Below are 14746 nucleotides of genomic sequence, written 5' to 3'. Positions count from 1 at the left end.
AAATAACCCCACAGTCTTTGAGGAGTCTCACTCTTTGGTATCACCACTTCACATCCGGGCTTACGAAGAAGCCGATCGTCCTTTTTTACGCACGCTGTATCTGGCCGCACGCAAAGATACCTGGACATGGCTGACAGAGGTTGACTACAAGCTGGAAGATTTTGACCGTGCGGTGATCGGCGAGACGATACTTGTCGCGGAGCGCGATGGGCATTTACTCGGGTTTGCCTCGATTTTTACCCAGGAAAACTTTCTGCATAACCTGTTTATCGACCCGCAATTTCAGGGGACTGGCGCCGGCAGCGCCTTACTGCGTGCCGCTGAAAAAACCTTTACCCGCACCGGTTCGCTGAAATGTTTGGTAAAGAGTCAAAAATCGGTCGAATTTTATTTATCAAAAGGCTGGGACATCGTCGCCACGGGGGATAGCCCTAAAGGCGAGTACTATCTCTTTCATTCACCAAATAAATGAGACGAGCGTGATCAATCATGCGCTCCTCTCACAAATATCAATACTCTGTTCTTCATCAATTTTTCTTTGTTGTTAAGAGGTTAAATTCCCCAGCGGTGCTATACATACTTTGTCTTCCTTAAAAATTTCGAGGGTTCGAATGAAAAAAATAAAGCTGCTGCAGATTGCTCTTGTGACCGGTACGATGTTTTTAGCGGGCTGTACAAGCCATGTTACGCAGACTGAAAAATTCTCAGGCTTCCTGGGGGATTATTCGGGCCTCAAGGAAGTGAAAACTGCCTCAGGAAATCCGGTTCTGCGCTGGATCGATCCTTCGTTTAAGAAAGAGAATTACTCCTACATTAAATACGAACCGATTAAATTCTATCCTGAGCCTCAGCCTACTGAGCAAATCAGCAAAGAGACACTTCAGGGGGCTCTGGATTATGCCAACAGCCGCATGAAAACTGCGCTGTCTGAGCGTCTGCCGCTGACCGATCACGCGGGGCCACGTACTTTGATCTTCAAAGGTGCCATTACCGGTGTGAATACTTCGGCTGAGGGTTTGCAGTTCTATGAAGTTATTCCGGTGGCGCTGGTGATTGCAGGTACCGAAACGGCCACCGGCCATCGTACCCGTGATACCGAAGTGTACTTTGAAGGCGAGCTGATCGATGCCAGCACCGGTAAAGCGGTGATAAAAGTTGTTCGTAAAGGATTCGGCAAACAGGTTTCCAACGATAAACAAAAAGTGACGGCAAACGATCTGAAAAGCGTCGTCGACAGCATGGCGAACGACACCCGGTTGTTCAACGAATAACGCCCACATGTGGCATGACAACAAGGCGGCCTGAGGGCTGCCTTTTTTGTTTTATTTTTTTCGACTTTCATTTTTGATATCAAATAGTGATATCATAAAAATTTGGCGGCAATCACTTTCGAAGGATCGATAAATTATGAAGATGCTAAATGCCGCACACCTGAAAACGTTACATCTTATTTTTGCCTTACCCACCCCCTCAACGCTCGAATGGCGAAAAATAGAGGTTTTATTTATCGCTTTGGGTGCCAAAGTCAGTGAAGGCAAAGGTTCGCGGGTACGCTTTGAAATTAACCAGGTTGTTGCTTCATTTCACCGGCCACACCCGGAAAAAGAAGCGAAAATTTATCAGGTACGGGATGCCAGAACATTTCTTGAAGCGACAGGAGTAAAACCATGAGTACCATGACCTATCAGGGATATGCAGCCAGGATAGAATATAGCGACGAGGATCAGTGTCTGATCGGGCACATCGCGGGTATTCAGGACGTAATAGGTTTCCATGCAGATAACGTCTCAGACCTCAGGGCTGTTTTTGAAGAAGCCGTTGACGACTATCTCAGTTATTGTGCTGAGCAAGGTCGCGCTCCTCAACGTCCCGCAAGCGGTAAAATCAGCCTGAGGATTCAGCCTGAAGTCCATGCTGCTATCAATATTGCAGCAGAGATCTCCGGTAAAAGTGTCAATCAATGGATTAACGATATGTTGATTCAGGCAGTTCACGGTTAGAAAAATGTACCCGGAATGAGGCAGCCCGTTGATTGCCTCATTTCAAATTGATTGCGCGATAATTTTCCGCGCACTCAATCTTCTGGCACCCATGCCGCAGTTCCGCCGTTATCCGCGTCTGACACTCAACTCAGACACCGCGCCAGAGAAGAATGGGTTTGGGGCGCACAGAAAATAAAACTCTGAGAGGATTTCACACATAAAAAAACGCCAGCGGATCTTGCGATCGCACTGGCGTTTTTACGGATTCAGGCTTCAGCTTTTGCTAAAACTTATTCCCACTCAATCGTCGCTGGTGGTTTACCCGAGATGTCGTAAACAACGCGGGAAATGCCGTCAACTTCGTTGATGATGCGGTTGGAGCAGCGGCCGAGGAAATCGTACGGCAGGTGTGCCCAGTGCGCGGTCATGAAGTCGATGGTTTCCACTGCGCGCAGGGAAACGACCCAGTCGTATTTACGGCCATCGCCCATCACGCCAACAGAGCGGACTGGCAGGAAGACGGTGAAGGCCTGGCTGACTTTGTTGTACAGATCGGCTTTGTGCAGTTCTTCGATGAAGATAGCATCGGCACGGCGCAACAGGTCGCAGTACTCTTTCTTCACTTCGCCCAGCACGCGAACGCCCAGACCTGGCCCCGGGAACGGGTGACGGAAAAGCATGTCGTATGGCAGACCGAGTTCCAGACCGATTTTACGCACTTCGTCTTTGAACAGCTCTTTCAGCGGCTCAACCAGACCCAGTTTCATTTCTTTTGGCAGACCGCCCACGTTGTGGTGGGATTTGATCACGTGCGCTTTGCCGGTGGCAGAGGCCGCAGATTCGATCACGTCAGGGTAGATCGTGCCCTGCGCCAGCCATTTCACCGCATCCTGCTTGCAGGCTTCTTCATCGAACACTTCAACAAAGACGCGGCCAATGATTTTACGTTTGGCTTCAGGTTCATCAACGCCTGCCAGCGCAGACAGGAAACGCTCTTCGGCAGCGACGTGAACGATGTTCAGGCCGAAACGGTCGCCGAACATTTCCAGAACCTGATCGGCTTCGTTAAGACGCAGCAGGCCGTTATCCACAAATACGCAGGTCAGACGGTCGCCAATCGCGCGGTGCAGCAGCATCGCAGTCACAGAGGAGTCAACGCCGCCGGACAGGCCGAGGATCACGTGATCGTCGCCAATCTGCACGCGCAGACGCTCAACCGCGTCTTCGATGATTTTCGCTGGCGTCCACAGGGCTTCGCACTCGCAGATGTCCATGATGAAACGTTCGAGCATACGCAGGCCCTGACGGGTGTGCGTCACTTCCGGGTGGAACTGCACACCGTAGAAGCGTTTTTCTTCGTTCGCCATAATGGCAAACGGGCAAGTCTCGGTGCTGGCAACGGTCACAAAACCGGACGGGATGGCCGTCACTTTGTCGCCGTGGCTCATCCAGACGTCGAGCAGCGGTTTGTTGTTCTCGCTCAGGGCGTCCTGAATGTCGCGGATTAACGCGCTTTCAGTCTGAACTTCAACCTGCGCGTAACCAAATTCGCGCTCGTTAGAGCCTTCAACATGGCCGCCTAACTGCATTGCCATGGTTTGCATGCCGTAGCAGACGCCCAGAACCGGCACACCGGCTTCGAAGACGTAATCAGGGGCGCGCGGGCTGTCATGCTCGGTGGTACTTTCCGGGCCGCCGGACAGGATGATCCCGTTCGGGTTGAATTCGCGGATTTGGGCTTCGGTTACGTCCCAGGCCCAGAGTTCGCAATAGACACCCAGTTCACGCACGCGGCGCGCAACAAGTTGGGTGTACTGGGAGCCGAAATCGAGGATCAGGATACGGTGCTTGTGAATATTTTCGCTCATGAGGGGGCGTTTTCCAGAAAGCAATAAAAGCGTTAAAACAACAGGTTAAATTTTCTGACAATCTTAAAAGCAGACAGCGAGCCTTTAGCTCGCTGTCTTTCGGGTCAGGAACCCATGCGGTAGTTCGGTGACTCTTTGGTAATGGTCACGTCATGTACGTGGCTTTCCTGGATCCCTGCACCGCTGATGCGGACAAATTCAGCCTTGGTGCGCAGGTCGTCGATGGTAGCACAACCGGTCAGCCCCATACAGGAGCGCAGACCGCCCATTTGCTGGTGGATGATTTCTTTCAGACGGCCTTTATAGGCCACGCGACCTTCGATACCTTCCGGTACCAGTTTGTCAGCGGCGTTGTCCGTCTGGAAGTAACGGTCAGAAGAGCCTTTGGACATCGCGCCCAGAGAACCCATACCACGGTAAGATTTGTATGAACGGCCCTGATACAGCTCGATTTCGCCCGGCGATTCTTCGGTCCCTGCCAGCATCCCGCCAACCATCACGCAGCTTGCGCCAGCCGCGATAGCTTTAGCGATGTCGCCGGAGAAGCGGATACCGCCATCAGCGATAACCGGAATGCCTGTGCCTTCCAGCGCTTCAACCGCGTCAGAAACGGCGGTGATTTGCGGAACACCCACGCCGGTCACGATACGGGTAGTACAGATGGAGCCAGGACCGATACCGACTTTCACCGCGCTCACGCCCGCTTTCGCCAGTGCCAGAGCACCTGCGCCAGTTGCGACGTTACCGCCAATGATTTGCAGATCAGGGTATTTAGCGCGGGTTGCGCGGATACGTTCCAGAACGCCTTCAGAGTGACCGTGAGAGGAGTCAATCAGCAGAACGTCAACACCGGCCGCGACCAGCGCATCGATACGCTCTTCGTTGCCCGCACCTGCGCCAACCGCAGCACCGACGCGCAGGCTGCCCTGCTCATCTTTACAGGCGTTCGGTTTACGTTCGGCTTTCTGGAAGTCTTTTACGGTGATCATACCGAGCAGATGGAATTGCGCGTCAACCACCAGCGCTTTCTCTACGCGTTTTTCGTGCATTTTCTGCAGCACGACTTCGCGGGCTTCGCCTTCTTTGACGGTGACCAGACGCTCTTTCGGCGTCATGACTGCCGTTACAGGCTGTTCCAGATCGGTCACGAAGCGCACGTCACGACCGGTAATAATACCGACCAGTTCGTTTTCTTCCGTCACGACCGGATAACCGGCAAAACCGTTAATTTCAGTGAGTGCTTTAACCTGACGCAGAGTGGTCGAAGGTGTGACGGTTTTAGGGTCAGCAACAACGCCGCTTTCATGCTTCTTCACGCGACGGACTTCTTCCGCCTGACGCTCAATAGACATGTTCTTGTGGATGAATCCGAGGCCGCCTTCCTGCGCCAGAGCAATCGCCAGATTCGCTTCAGTCACGGTATCCATGGCTGCGGACAGCATAGGGATATTCAGACGGATTTTAGCGGTCAGTTGAGTACCGAGATCGGCAGTATTGGGCAGAACTGTGGAGTGGGCTGGAACAAGGAGAACGTCGTCGAACGTTAGTGCTTCTTTTGCGATACGTAGCATGGGCAATATCTCACCAAGGTGGATGCGGAAAAGATAAAATATTGCAGCGGGAGTATACAGGTGAGTAGGCATTCCGACCAGAACTATTTCAAAAACTTCTTGATTACCTTTTGCGGGCATGTAGTATCGTTCGATTAAGTCTCTGTTTTTGAATTTGATCTGGATCACATGTCACTACCTTCTTCGCCTCCTATTTTTACCGTAAGCCGCCTGAATCAGACGGTCCGACAGTTGCTGGAAAACGAAATGGGTCAGGTCTGGCTCTCCGGTGAGATTTCAAACTTCTCTCAGCCGTCCTCCGGCCACTGGTATTTCACGCTCAAAGATGACCGCGCTCAGGTCAAATGCGCGATGTTTCGCAACACCAATCGCCGCACGACGTTCCGCCCGCAAAACGGTCAGCAGGTTCTGGTCCGCGCGACCATAACCTTGTACGAACCGCGCGGCGATTATCAGCTGATTGCCGAAAGTATGCAGGAAGCCGGTGACGGCCTGTTGCAGCAGAAATTCGATCTGCTGAAACAGCAACTGGCCGCCGAAGGTCTGTTTGATGCGCAGTTTAAACAGCCGCTGCCCTCGCCTGCCAAATGCGTCGGTGTGATCACATCCGCCAGCGGTGCTGCGCTGCATGACGTCTTAAATGTCTTAAAACGTCGTGACCCGTCATTACCCGTCATTATCTATCCGACTTCCGTTCAGGGCGTGGATGCGCCAGGGCAAATCGTTCGTGCCATTCAGCTGGCGAATGCCCGTGAAGAAGTGGATGTCCTGATTGTCGGGCGCGGCGGCGGTTCGCTGGAAGATTTGTGGAGCTTTAATGATGAGCGCGTGGCTCGGGCGATTTTCGCCAGCCGCATTCCGATCGTCAGCGCCGTCGGCCACGAAACAGACGTCACCATTGCCGATTTTGTCGCTGATTTACGCGCGCCGACGCCGTCTGCCGCCGCCGAACTGATCAGCCGCAACCAGCTGGAATTGCTGCGTCAGATCCAGTCACAGCAGCAGCGCCTTGAAATGGCGATGGATTATTATCTCGCGCAGCTCACTCAGCGTTTCACGCGTCTGAATCATCGTCTGCAACAACAGCATCCGCATTTACGTCTGGCGCGCCAGCAAACGGCGCTGTTCAAACTGCGCCGTCGTCTTGATGAAGCCATGCAAAATCAGCTGCGCCAGATGCTGCGCCGCACCGACCGTTTACAGCAACGCCTGACACAGCAGCAGCCGCAACAGCGTATTCACCGCGCTCAGCAACGGGTCCAGCAATTACAGTACCGCTTGCAGCAGGCGATGTCCGCGCAACTGGGCGAACATCGCGAGCGCTTCGGCAAGGCCTGTGCACAACTGGAGGGCGTCAGCCCGCTGGCAACGCTGGCACGCGGTTATAGCGTGACCACCACGCCACAAGGCGCGTTACTCAAGAAAACCACCCAGACCGCACCGGGCGATACGCTAAAAACACGTCTGGCCGATGGCTGGATTGAAAGTGAAGTGAAATCGATTGTGGTGGAGAAGAAGGCGCGGAAACGGACGGTTAAATAAACGTTGGGTTTAAAACCTCCTCCCCTTTTCAGAGGAGGAGTTTGAAATACTTAAAGATTATAGCCAGTTGTCTTCACACCGTTCACCCACACCTCACGCGCTTCGCCTGCCGGCAGCACAATGTTAAGGGTTTTCCACGCCGGTTTGAATTCCCCGCGCTGAGTGATTGTGATATCGATGCGTTGCGCGTCAGTGACAATATTCCAGTTCAGCCACAGCGCCTGATTTTGCTGCCAGCGGTGGCTTTCGCCGTCATCTTCGAACAGCATTCCCGCTGACGTCAGCTCACCCGGTGCCGGATAAATGTGCAGCTCGCGCTCCAGGTCTTTATGGCTGTCAACGTGGGCCAGCCGTGCGGATTGCGGCAATGCGGCGCCGGCACGGACCAGCAGCGGCAAGCGCTCAAGCGGTGCATCAAGGGTGATTGTCTGGCCGCCTGCAAACCATTCCCCGGTGTAAAAATCACACCAGCCGATACCGTTATCCGGCAGATAAACCTGACGTTCACGCTGACCTTCATCCACCACGCTGGCGACCAGCAAATCCTGCCCCATCAGGAAATCATCGGTTTCCGCGAAGGTGTTTTTGTCGTGCTCGTGGTCGAGGAATGTCGGGCGCAGCATCGGCTCATCGTCGGCATGTGCCTGCCACAACAAGGTGTAGAAATACGGCAGCAGACGGTAGCGCAAACGGATCGCGTCGCGGATAAGCGGCGTCACCTGCGGGTACATCCACGGCTCATTCACCGTGTGATCGTCATTCCAGGAGTGAATGGTAAAACGCGGATGCATCACGCCGTTTTGCACCCAACGTACAAACAGTTCAGCATCGGGCTTATCGCCAGAGAAGCCGCCGACGTCGTGGCCGACGTTGTACAAACCGGACAAACTCATGCCAATGCCCATGCGCGTGTTGTACCGCAGCGTCTGCCAGCTGGTGCGATTGTCGCCGCTCCACGTCTGCACGTAACGTTGCATTCCCGCACAGCCGGAACGTGAAATCAGATACGGACGTGTTTCCGGCGCGAAACTTTGCTGCGCTTCAAACGACGCACGCATCATCAGCAGCGGCATTACCGGGCGGATATGTTTAATGGCGATGGACTTACCGAAACCGTGACAGCGCGCATCGTTGTCCCAGACTTCGTATTCGTTGTTGTCGTTCCAGGTTGAGCCGATGCCCTTTTCCAGCAACTGCTGCGTCACCCCTTTTTGCCACCAGCGCACCGCGGCCGGGTGGGTGAAATCGAGATGCGATCCTTCGTCGTCCCAGAAAACAGAACGTTCCGGCACATTGCTCTCGCTGTCACGAATGAACAATCCCTGCTCCGCCACCTGCCCGTATTGCGGGTGATCCTGCAACAGACAAGGTTTGATGTTGGCCGCCAGACGAATACCCGCATCAAGAAATGCCTGCGACATCACTTCTGGCTGCGGCACTTTGTCGTAGTTCCAGTTGAAGACATAACGCTTGTTGCCAATCGAGGTATAACCCGATGAAAGCTGGAAAGAGTCGCAGGGAATTTCATGTTGCTGACACAGCGTGATGAATTTCATCAGCTGATGCTGGGCGTCCGGCGAGTCGGTGTAGTACATGGTCGAGCCACTGTAACCGAGGCTCCATTTCGGGCCAAAGGTAGTTTTACCGGTCAGCTTCACCAGTTTTTTGGTGACATCCAGCGCAGTCGGGCCGATAAACAGGTAGTAATCAAGATCCCCGGCTTCGGCGCTGAAACGGCGGTATGGCAGATGGTAGTTATCCAGCTCATTGCCAAGATCAAGCCAGACATTGCTGAGATTGTCGTAGAACAAGCCAAAACTGACGTCGTTGCGGCGGGTCAGGGTAAACGGAATATGTTTGTATAACGGATCGGTGCTGGCGGCGTTATAACCCATCGCATCCAGATTGCGCATTTCAAAACGACGCCCGCTGCGGTTAAGATCCCCGGCTTTTTCGCCCAGCCCGTACACGCCATCCTGTGCTTCACGCAACTGATAGTGCGCCGAGGCATCGCCTTTCACCGACAGCATATACGCGCCGGTTTTTCGATCGCTGACCAGCGGTAACCAGACGCCCGCCTCATTTTTATGTTCCCACTCCAGCCACAAGGGCTGATGCACGGTGACACGTAACATTTCGGTGGTCACCGTCAGGGTATTTTCGCCGTGCGAAAGTTGGTAACCCGGCAACGTAAAACCTTCATTGCTCAGACGATCGCGCCCTTCCCACGGCACATCATTTTGCGGCGCAATGCTCCAGGTGCGGTCCAGTGCCAGTTCGCCATTGCGCTGAATAAAGACACGGATTAACCCCTGCTCCAGCACCCTCAGACAAAACAGATGCTTACCTTCGACACGCAAATCCACGCCTGCGTCATGATGTCCGGCCAGCTCCCAGTGTTTCAACGTCTTCATACATGCTCCCTTTTTGCCGGATTGCGGCGTTCAGCGATCAGCGCAACCAGGAATATTGCCCCAATCAAATCAAAGAATCCCATTGCGATAAACAGCGGATTGAAACCAATCGTGTCGGCAACTGCGCCGATCAGCAGTGAAAACAGGAAGCTGGCGATCCACGCGGAGGAACCGCGCATGCCGTTGACGGTCGCTACCTGATTTTTGTCAAACGTCTCTACCACCACGGCGCTCAGCATGCAGGAAATCACCTGGTGCCCGAAGCCACCGATGGAGATCAGCGCAATCGCCGCGTAAGGACTTTGTGTGAGTGCAACCAGGGCCAGAGACAGCATCATGAAAGCGCCGGTCACGGAGCTGGCAACGATGGAGTTAATGCGCGTACAGCCAAATACTTTGCGGTAGAGCGTGGTGAGATAACCGCTGGCGATACTGCCCAGATCGGCGGCCAGGAAGGGTAACCAGGCGAACATCACGATGTGTTTCAAATCCATACCGCGTTCGTTGGCCAGATACAGCGGCACCCAGAAACTGAACACGGCCCATGCCGGTTCGGCCAGAAATGCCGGAATGGCGATCCCGTAGAACTTTTTGTTTTTGCAGACGATTTTCAGCGACTTAAGGAACGGCAAACGCGTTTGCTGCGGCTCGTTATCAGAGCGGATCAGCGCCAGTTCGTCTTTGCTCAGGTTCGGATGGGTTTCCGGTGAATGATAAAATTTCCACCACAGCAGCACCCACAGCATTGAGAGCACACCGCAAAACAGAAACGCACCGCGCCAGCCAAAAGACAGGTGCGCCACCAGAATAATAGGCGGCGCCAGCATCGCGCCTATCGAGAAGCCTACGCCAGCCCAGCCGGCAGCAACCGGCCGCTCTTTACGCGGGAACCAGTCGGAAATCGCTTTGGCGTTGGCCGGGGTGGCCGCCGCTTCTGCGCTGCCCATGAAGAAACGCAAAATCGCCAGCTGGATCCAGCTGCCTGCCCCGGCATGCAGCATACACACCACCGCCCAGACGGAAGCGCAGATCAGGAAGCCAAGCTTCAGACCGATCACGTCAATCAGCCAGCCGCACAGGGGCTGGAAAATGGTGTACGCCGCCTGAAACGCGGCGACGATGTAGGAATATTGTTCGGTGGTCATGTTCAGGCTGGTTTTAAGTTCCGCAGCCAGTAAACCCAGAGAGTTACGGGTGATGTAGTTAACGGTCACACCCAGCAGGAACAGCGCCAGCATCCACCAGCGCAAGGCTTTTATTTTTCGACGTCCGATAACGGCCGTATTTTCGGTGTTGATTTGAATTGTCATGTCCGTTCTCCCACCCGTCGGCCTGGCCGCAGATGATGTGTTATGTGAGGTACTTTTGCAGAGTAGGCAGGCGGATTTGTGAGTGGAACGTGATTTTTTGCAAAAGCTTTCACGCTATAACTGCGTAGCGAAATCAGAGCGGATAAAAGCTTATGGATGAGCGGGCTTCTCAGATGAAAAATTTTGCATGAGCGATTTTGAAGGAGATCACAGTTTGAAAGGAAAGTTAAATATCCAGCAAATTGCCGACCAGACAGGGCTCTCAATCAGCACCGTTTCACGGGTTCTGGCCGGAAAAAATAACACCAGCAGCAAAGCACGCGATCGCGTGCTCGAATGTGCGAAATCACAGGGCGTTTTTAACGGGCTTTCAACCGGTCGCCTGATGCTCAACAACATCATGATTTTCGCCCCGGCACGCGCTTTCGATGTGCGCAGCGATATTTTTTATTACAAAGTGGTTCAGGGGATCCTGGCGGCGACGGCTCACCATGAAGTGCGGGTGCGCTATTGCGCGATGGAAGAAGAAAATGCCAACGCGGCGTTGTTTATCGCCAAAATGACCGACCCGCTGACCGAAGCTGCCTTGCTGGTCGGTATCGACGATCCGCATATTCATCTGCTGGCGGCGGAAATGGGTAAACCCTGCGTGCTGGTGAACTGTCATGACCGGCACATGCGCCATGACAGCGTCAGCCCCGATCATCAGAGCATGGGGGATTTTGCCTGTGACTACCTGTTTTCACAGGGCCATCAGCACATCGTCACGCTGCAATGCCTGCGCCGACATACCATGGAACTGCGTCTGAGCGGCATCAAACAGGCCTTCACCCGCCACCATCAGACCTTCAGCGACAACCATCATCTGATCAACACATCAGGTTTTGGCGCGCAGGAAAGCGAACAGGCGTTACTCGAATATCTGGACGCTTTACCCATCGGGCAACCCTTGCCGACAGCGATTCTGGCCGGGGGAGATTACATGGCGTCCGGCGTGGTGGCTGCGTTGAGTAAAAAAGGGATTTCGGTACCCGGTGATATCAGTGTGCTCAGCACCGACGGGTTTAATCTGGCGGAGATCCATGACGTTCTGCTCACTGCGGTGCACGTGCCGCGTGATGAACTGGGAACCGAGGCTATCGCGCTGTTACAGCGCCGTATGTTGCGCCCTGACGCGCCTTATACCAGCCAGCTGTTACAAGGGAAGCTGGTGGTGAGAGAATCGGTACGCAAGGCGTCTGGTCGCGCGGTGATCCCCCGTCCGCATCATCTTTATGATCAACCTGTTTTATAAGCGGGTATTGTGTGACCCGCAGGCGGACAGATAAATCTCATCTTTCACGGGCAGGTTGTCGCGCGGTTCTATACTGAAAAGTGACGACTAAACATTAGCCGCTTTTCACTATCAGACTGTCCGAACACCTTTCTTTCACCTCCGGGTGACCCTTGATAAGGAGATTCACGATGAATCACAGTTCCGCGAAACGTTACAACAGCGTCATCCCACCTTATATGCTCAACCGCATTATTGAACACGGCTCAGAACCTCAGCGCAGATGTGCAAAACAGACGCTGGTGCATGTTAATACCCTGATGGCCCAGCCTTACGCCAAACCGCAAAAGACGGTGACGGCCAAAGCGGGTCTGGTTGAGCGCGATATTTACGACGCCAAAAACACCACCCGCCTGCCGGGCGAATCCGTGCGAAAAGAAGGCCAGGCGAGTAACGGCGATGTCTCGGTGGATGAAGCCTATGATTATCTCGGCGTAACCTATGACTTCTTCTGGCAGGCGTATCAGCGAAACTCTCTCGACAATAAAGGACTGGCATTGCTCGGTACCGTTCATTACGACAAGGGCTATCAAAATGCCTTCTGGAACGGTCAGCAAATGGTATTTGGCGACGGTGACGGGGAAATATTTAACCGCTTCACCATTGCTATCGACGTGGTTGGCCATGAACTTTCCCACGGTGTGACTGAAACAGAAGCCGGCCTGGAATATAACGGGCAATCCGGCGCGCTGAACGAATCGATGTCGGATGTGTTTGGCTCGCTGGTGAAACAGTTCCATCTGAAACAGACTGCCGATAAAGCCGACTGGATCATTGGTGAAGGATTACTGGCAAAAGGCATTCGCGGCACCGGCCTGCGGTCGATGTCACATCCCGGTACTGCGTATGATGATCCGCTGCTCGGCAAAGATCCGCAGCCTGCCGACATGAGCGGCTACGTCAACACCCGCGACGATAACGGCGGTGTGCACATCAATTCCGGCATCCCTAACCGCGCATTTTATCTGGCGGCGACGACACTTGGCGGTAACGCGTGGGAACGCGCCGGTTATGTCTGGTATGACACAATCTGCGATAAGTCCCTGCCCAAAGACGCAGACTTTGTGACCTTCGCCCAACTAACGGTTCAGCATGCGGAAAAACGGTTTGACGCTTCTGTCGCTCAGGCGGTACGTGAGGCCTGGGAGCAGGTTGGAGTGATGTAAATGAAACCTTTAGATTCGCTGGAAAGTAATGCGGTGATTGAGATTTACCGCGAAGGCGGCATCGCGTTTATCCCCAAACTCAGCGGGCCGCGCAGGGTCGAGCTTGCAGGAATGAGCGATGACAAACGGCAGCAAATTTGCCAGCTCATCAACCAGGCCATGCCCTTCGCTCAGGAAAAAGAAAACGCCGGTCGCGGTGACCAGCGTTATTTCCGTATTGAGATTTACGTCGAATCGGCCGAGCACTCTGCCAGTCTGGTGGTGATTATTCCCGAAACCGAAGCCCCGGAGGCGCTGGTGAATTTATGGAAACAGGCTCAGCCCGATGATCATCCCTCTGAATAAGGCGAATACGTAAACAACACCCGTTTTTTAGATACCATCCCGTGCCCGTTTTGGCAGAAATAGTCGACCGCGCCGCAGGCTTTCAGCTCCTGCAACGGTTGCTGACAATCCGGGCATAACGCCGTTTGATTGTATTCTGTGCCGCAGGCGTCGCAGCGAAAGTGACCGCTCACCCAACTCATTGGCTGCTCACAAACCGGACAATATGCTTCCATAATGCCTCTCCTTTAAATGACCCCGAGCGTCCGTAATAAATACAGGCCCAGCGCGGTGGTAAAAAATGATCCCAACGTCGTGACCGCAATAATGTTCGCCGCCAGCGTGGCATTTCCGCCCATGGCGCGGGTCATTACGTAGCTTCCTGCGGCCGTGGGCGTGCAGGAAAAAAGGAAAATGACGCCAAGCGCCGCGCCGCGAAAACCAAAAGCCCATGCGCCCAGCGTCATCAGCGCAGGCACAAATACCACACGCGAGGCGGATGACCAGGCGGCCACATTCGAACTGCGGAACATCGCACGCCAGTCAAGGCTGGCACCGGCGCACAGCATCGCCAGCGGCAGCGCCATGCCGGAGATGAACGCGCCGGTGCTGGCGAGAGTTGCCGGCATCGGCAGATGGCTGTGCTGGAATGCAAGCCCCAGCACCAGGCCAATAATCAGCGGATTGGTCAGGATACCGTGCAACACAGGCCGCATTCCGATGCGCTTACCCTGCCCGCCCTGCAAACTGCGGGTCAATGTAATCACCGACAGCACGTTGAACAAAATCACCGTCACTGCCAGATACATCGAGCCGAGCGCAATGCCTTCACTGCCAAAAGCCAGCGACGCATAGGCCAGCCCAGCGATGCCGGTATTCGCGCGAAATCCGCCCTGCACAAATATGCCGCGCTCACGCGGATCTTTCACCAGCTTTAGCGCTACCAGCTCCAGCAGCAGGAAAGACACCACTGTCGCCACGCCACCATAAATCGCCAGCGGCAGGTTAGAACCCGAAGAATCATGCCCTTGCGCCACACTGAAAAAGAGCAGGCAAGGTAACGCGATATTGAAAACAAGCCGGCTGGCTTTCTCATTAAAACTGTCGTCCATCAGGCCGGTACGGCGTAAAACCATGCCTAACAATAAAATCAGTAAATTTGGCACCGTTACGCCAAATGCAAAACTCCAGGTCTGCCAAAACATCCAGCCAGTTCCTTGCGAAAAGTGGGGCAAA

At 54.0% G+C, this 14746-nt stretch carries 14 protein-coding genes; 8 read left to right on the top strand and 6 right to left on the bottom strand.

Annotation, left to right across the window (positions count from 1 at the left end):
- Nucleotides 1-34: 34 nt before the first annotated feature.
- The 4 genes from ED901_RS23680 (at nucleotide 35) to ED901_RS23665 (ending at nucleotide 2000) form a co-directional block, all read left to right on the top strand.
- Complete coding sequence (locus ED901_RS23680) at nucleotides 35-472, top strand: GNAT family N-acetyltransferase (RefSeq protein ID WP_122097423.1); 438 nt, start codon at nucleotides 35-37, stop codon at nucleotides 470-472.
- A gap of 139 nt (nucleotides 473-611) precedes the next feature.
- The gene (locus tag ED901_RS23675) at nucleotides 612-1271 is read left to right on the top strand and encodes a DUF3313 domain-containing protein (protein ID WP_122097422.1); all 660 of its coding nucleotides are present in this window, start codon (nucleotides 612-614) and stop codon (nucleotides 1269-1271) included.
- 136 nt (nucleotides 1272-1407) lie between these two features.
- A complete protein-coding gene (locus ED901_RS23670; RefSeq protein WP_122097421.1) occupies nucleotides 1408-1671 on the top strand; it encodes a type II toxin-antitoxin system HicA family toxin in 264 nt (87 codons plus the stop codon).
- Nucleotides 1668-2000 (top strand): type II toxin-antitoxin system HicB family antitoxin, encoded by a 333-nt coding sequence (locus tag ED901_RS23665; protein ID WP_122097420.1) that lies wholly within the window; start codon nucleotides 1668-1670, stop codon nucleotides 1998-2000. Before ED901_RS23670 ends, ED901_RS23665 begins: the two co-directional genes overlap by 4 nt.
- A 272-nt stretch (nucleotides 2001-2272) precedes the next feature.
- Here ED901_RS23665 and guaA read toward each other — a convergent pair whose 3' ends face one another.
- Both guaA and guaB read right to left on the bottom strand, forming a co-directional pair.
- Nucleotides 2273-3850 (bottom strand): glutamine-hydrolyzing GMP synthase, encoded by a 1578-nt coding sequence (guaA, locus tag ED901_RS23660; protein ID WP_056781247.1) that lies wholly within the window; start codon nucleotides 3848-3850, stop codon nucleotides 2273-2275.
- A 104-nt stretch (nucleotides 3851-3954) separates the two neighbouring features.
- A complete protein-coding gene (gene guaB / locus ED901_RS23655) occupies nucleotides 3955-5421 on the bottom strand; it encodes an IMP dehydrogenase (RefSeq protein ID WP_136374760.1) in 1467 nt (488 codons plus the stop codon).
- 168 nt (nucleotides 5422-5589) lie between these two features.
- On the opposite strand from guaB, the gene xseA reads away from it, so the two are divergent.
- A complete protein-coding gene (xseA, locus tag ED901_RS23650; RefSeq protein ID WP_122097419.1) occupies nucleotides 5590-6963 on the top strand; it encodes an exodeoxyribonuclease VII large subunit in 1374 nt (457 codons plus the stop codon).
- Nucleotides 6964-7013: 50 nt separating this feature from the next.
- Here xseA and ED901_RS23645 read toward each other — a convergent pair whose 3' ends face one another.
- A complete protein-coding gene (locus ED901_RS23645; protein WP_122097418.1) occupies nucleotides 7014-9377 on the bottom strand; it encodes a TIM-barrel domain-containing protein in 2364 nt (787 codons plus the stop codon).
- Nucleotides 9374-10687 (bottom strand): MFS transporter, encoded by a 1314-nt coding sequence (locus ED901_RS23640; RefSeq protein ID WP_122097417.1) that lies wholly within the window; start codon nucleotides 10685-10687, stop codon nucleotides 9374-9376. The genes ED901_RS23645 and ED901_RS23640 overlap by 4 nt, the downstream gene beginning before the upstream one ends.
- Before the next feature lie 214 nt (nucleotides 10688-10901).
- Between ED901_RS23640 and ED901_RS23635 the strand changes: the two genes are divergently transcribed.
- From ED901_RS23635 to ED901_RS23625, 3 genes are all read left to right on the top strand, one after another.
- Nucleotides 10902-11981, top strand: a complete 1080-nt coding sequence (locus ED901_RS23635) for a LacI family DNA-binding transcriptional regulator (protein WP_122097597.1) — start codon at nucleotides 10902-10904, stop codon at nucleotides 11979-11981.
- Between the two features lie 170 nt (nucleotides 11982-12151).
- A complete protein-coding gene (locus ED901_RS23630; RefSeq protein ID WP_122097416.1) occupies nucleotides 12152-13186 on the top strand; it encodes a M4 family metallopeptidase in 1035 nt (344 codons plus the stop codon).
- The gene (locus tag ED901_RS23625; protein WP_122097415.1) at nucleotides 13187-13531 is read left to right on the top strand and encodes a protealysin inhibitor emfourin; all 345 of its coding nucleotides are present in this window, start codon (nucleotides 13187-13189) and stop codon (nucleotides 13529-13531) included. It begins immediately after the preceding gene.
- Here ED901_RS23625 and ED901_RS23620 read toward each other — a convergent pair.
- Nucleotides 13516-13746, bottom strand: a complete 231-nt coding sequence (locus ED901_RS23620) for a zinc ribbon domain-containing protein (RefSeq protein WP_122097414.1) — start codon at nucleotides 13744-13746, stop codon at nucleotides 13516-13518. The two genes, ED901_RS23625 and ED901_RS23620, sit on opposite strands and share 16 nt — an antisense overlap.
- 12 nt (nucleotides 13747-13758) lie before the next feature.
- Entirely contained in the window at nucleotides 13759-14715 is a 957-nt protein-coding gene (locus ED901_RS23615) for an AEC family transporter (RefSeq protein ID WP_056781265.1), read from the bottom strand.
- Nucleotides 14716-14746: the final 31 nt, after the last annotated feature.

Source organism: Rahnella sp. Larv3_ips (assembly GCF_003697865.1).
GTDB lineage: Bacteria > Pseudomonadota > Gammaproteobacteria > Enterobacterales > Enterobacteriaceae > Rahnella > Rahnella rivi.
Note: the sequence above shows the minus strand (reverse complement) of the source record. Positions and strands in the feature narration are given on the sequence as shown.

What these genes read in the sequence shown, in the direction of transcription:
- ED901_RS23625 (WP_122097415.1), top strand. Translation starts at nt 13,187, where the DNA reads ATGAAACCTTTAGATTCGCTGGAAAGTAATGCGGTGATTGAGATTTAC.
- guaB (WP_136374760.1), bottom strand. Translation starts at nt 5,421, where the DNA reads ATGCTACGTATCGCAAAAGAAGCACTAACGTTCGACGACGTTCTCCTT.
- ED901_RS23670 (WP_122097421.1), top strand. Translation starts at nt 1,408, where the DNA reads ATGAAGATGCTAAATGCCGCACACCTGAAAACGTTACATCTTATTTTT.
- ED901_RS23640 (WP_122097417.1), bottom strand. Translation starts at nt 10,687, where the DNA reads ATGACAATTCAAATCAACACCGAAAATACGGCCGTTATCGGACGTCGA.
- ED901_RS23665 (WP_122097420.1), top strand. Translation starts at nt 1,668, where the DNA reads ATGAGTACCATGACCTATCAGGGATATGCAGCCAGGATAGAATATAGC.
- ED901_RS23630 (WP_122097416.1), top strand. Translation starts at nt 12,152, where the DNA reads ATGAATCACAGTTCCGCGAAACGTTACAACAGCGTCATCCCACCTTAT.
- ED901_RS23620 (WP_122097414.1), bottom strand. Translation starts at nt 13,746, where the DNA reads ATGGAAGCATATTGTCCGGTTTGTGAGCAGCCAATGAGTTGGGTGAGC.
- guaA (WP_056781247.1), bottom strand. Translation starts at nt 3,850, where the DNA reads ATGAGCGAAAATATTCACAAGCACCGTATCCTGATCCTCGATTTCGGC.
- ED901_RS23675 (WP_122097422.1), top strand. Translation starts at nt 612, where the DNA reads ATGAAAAAAATAAAGCTGCTGCAGATTGCTCTTGTGACCGGTACGATG.
- ED901_RS23615 (WP_056781265.1), bottom strand. Translation starts at nt 14,715, where the DNA reads ATGTTTTGGCAGACCTGGAGTTTTGCATTTGGCGTAACGGTGCCAAAT.
- xseA (WP_122097419.1), top strand. Translation starts at nt 5,590, where the DNA reads ATGTCACTACCTTCTTCGCCTCCTATTTTTACCGTAAGCCGCCTGAAT.
- ED901_RS23645 (WP_122097418.1), bottom strand. Translation starts at nt 9,377, where the DNA reads ATGAAGACGTTGAAACACTGGGAGCTGGCCGGACATCATGACGCAGGC.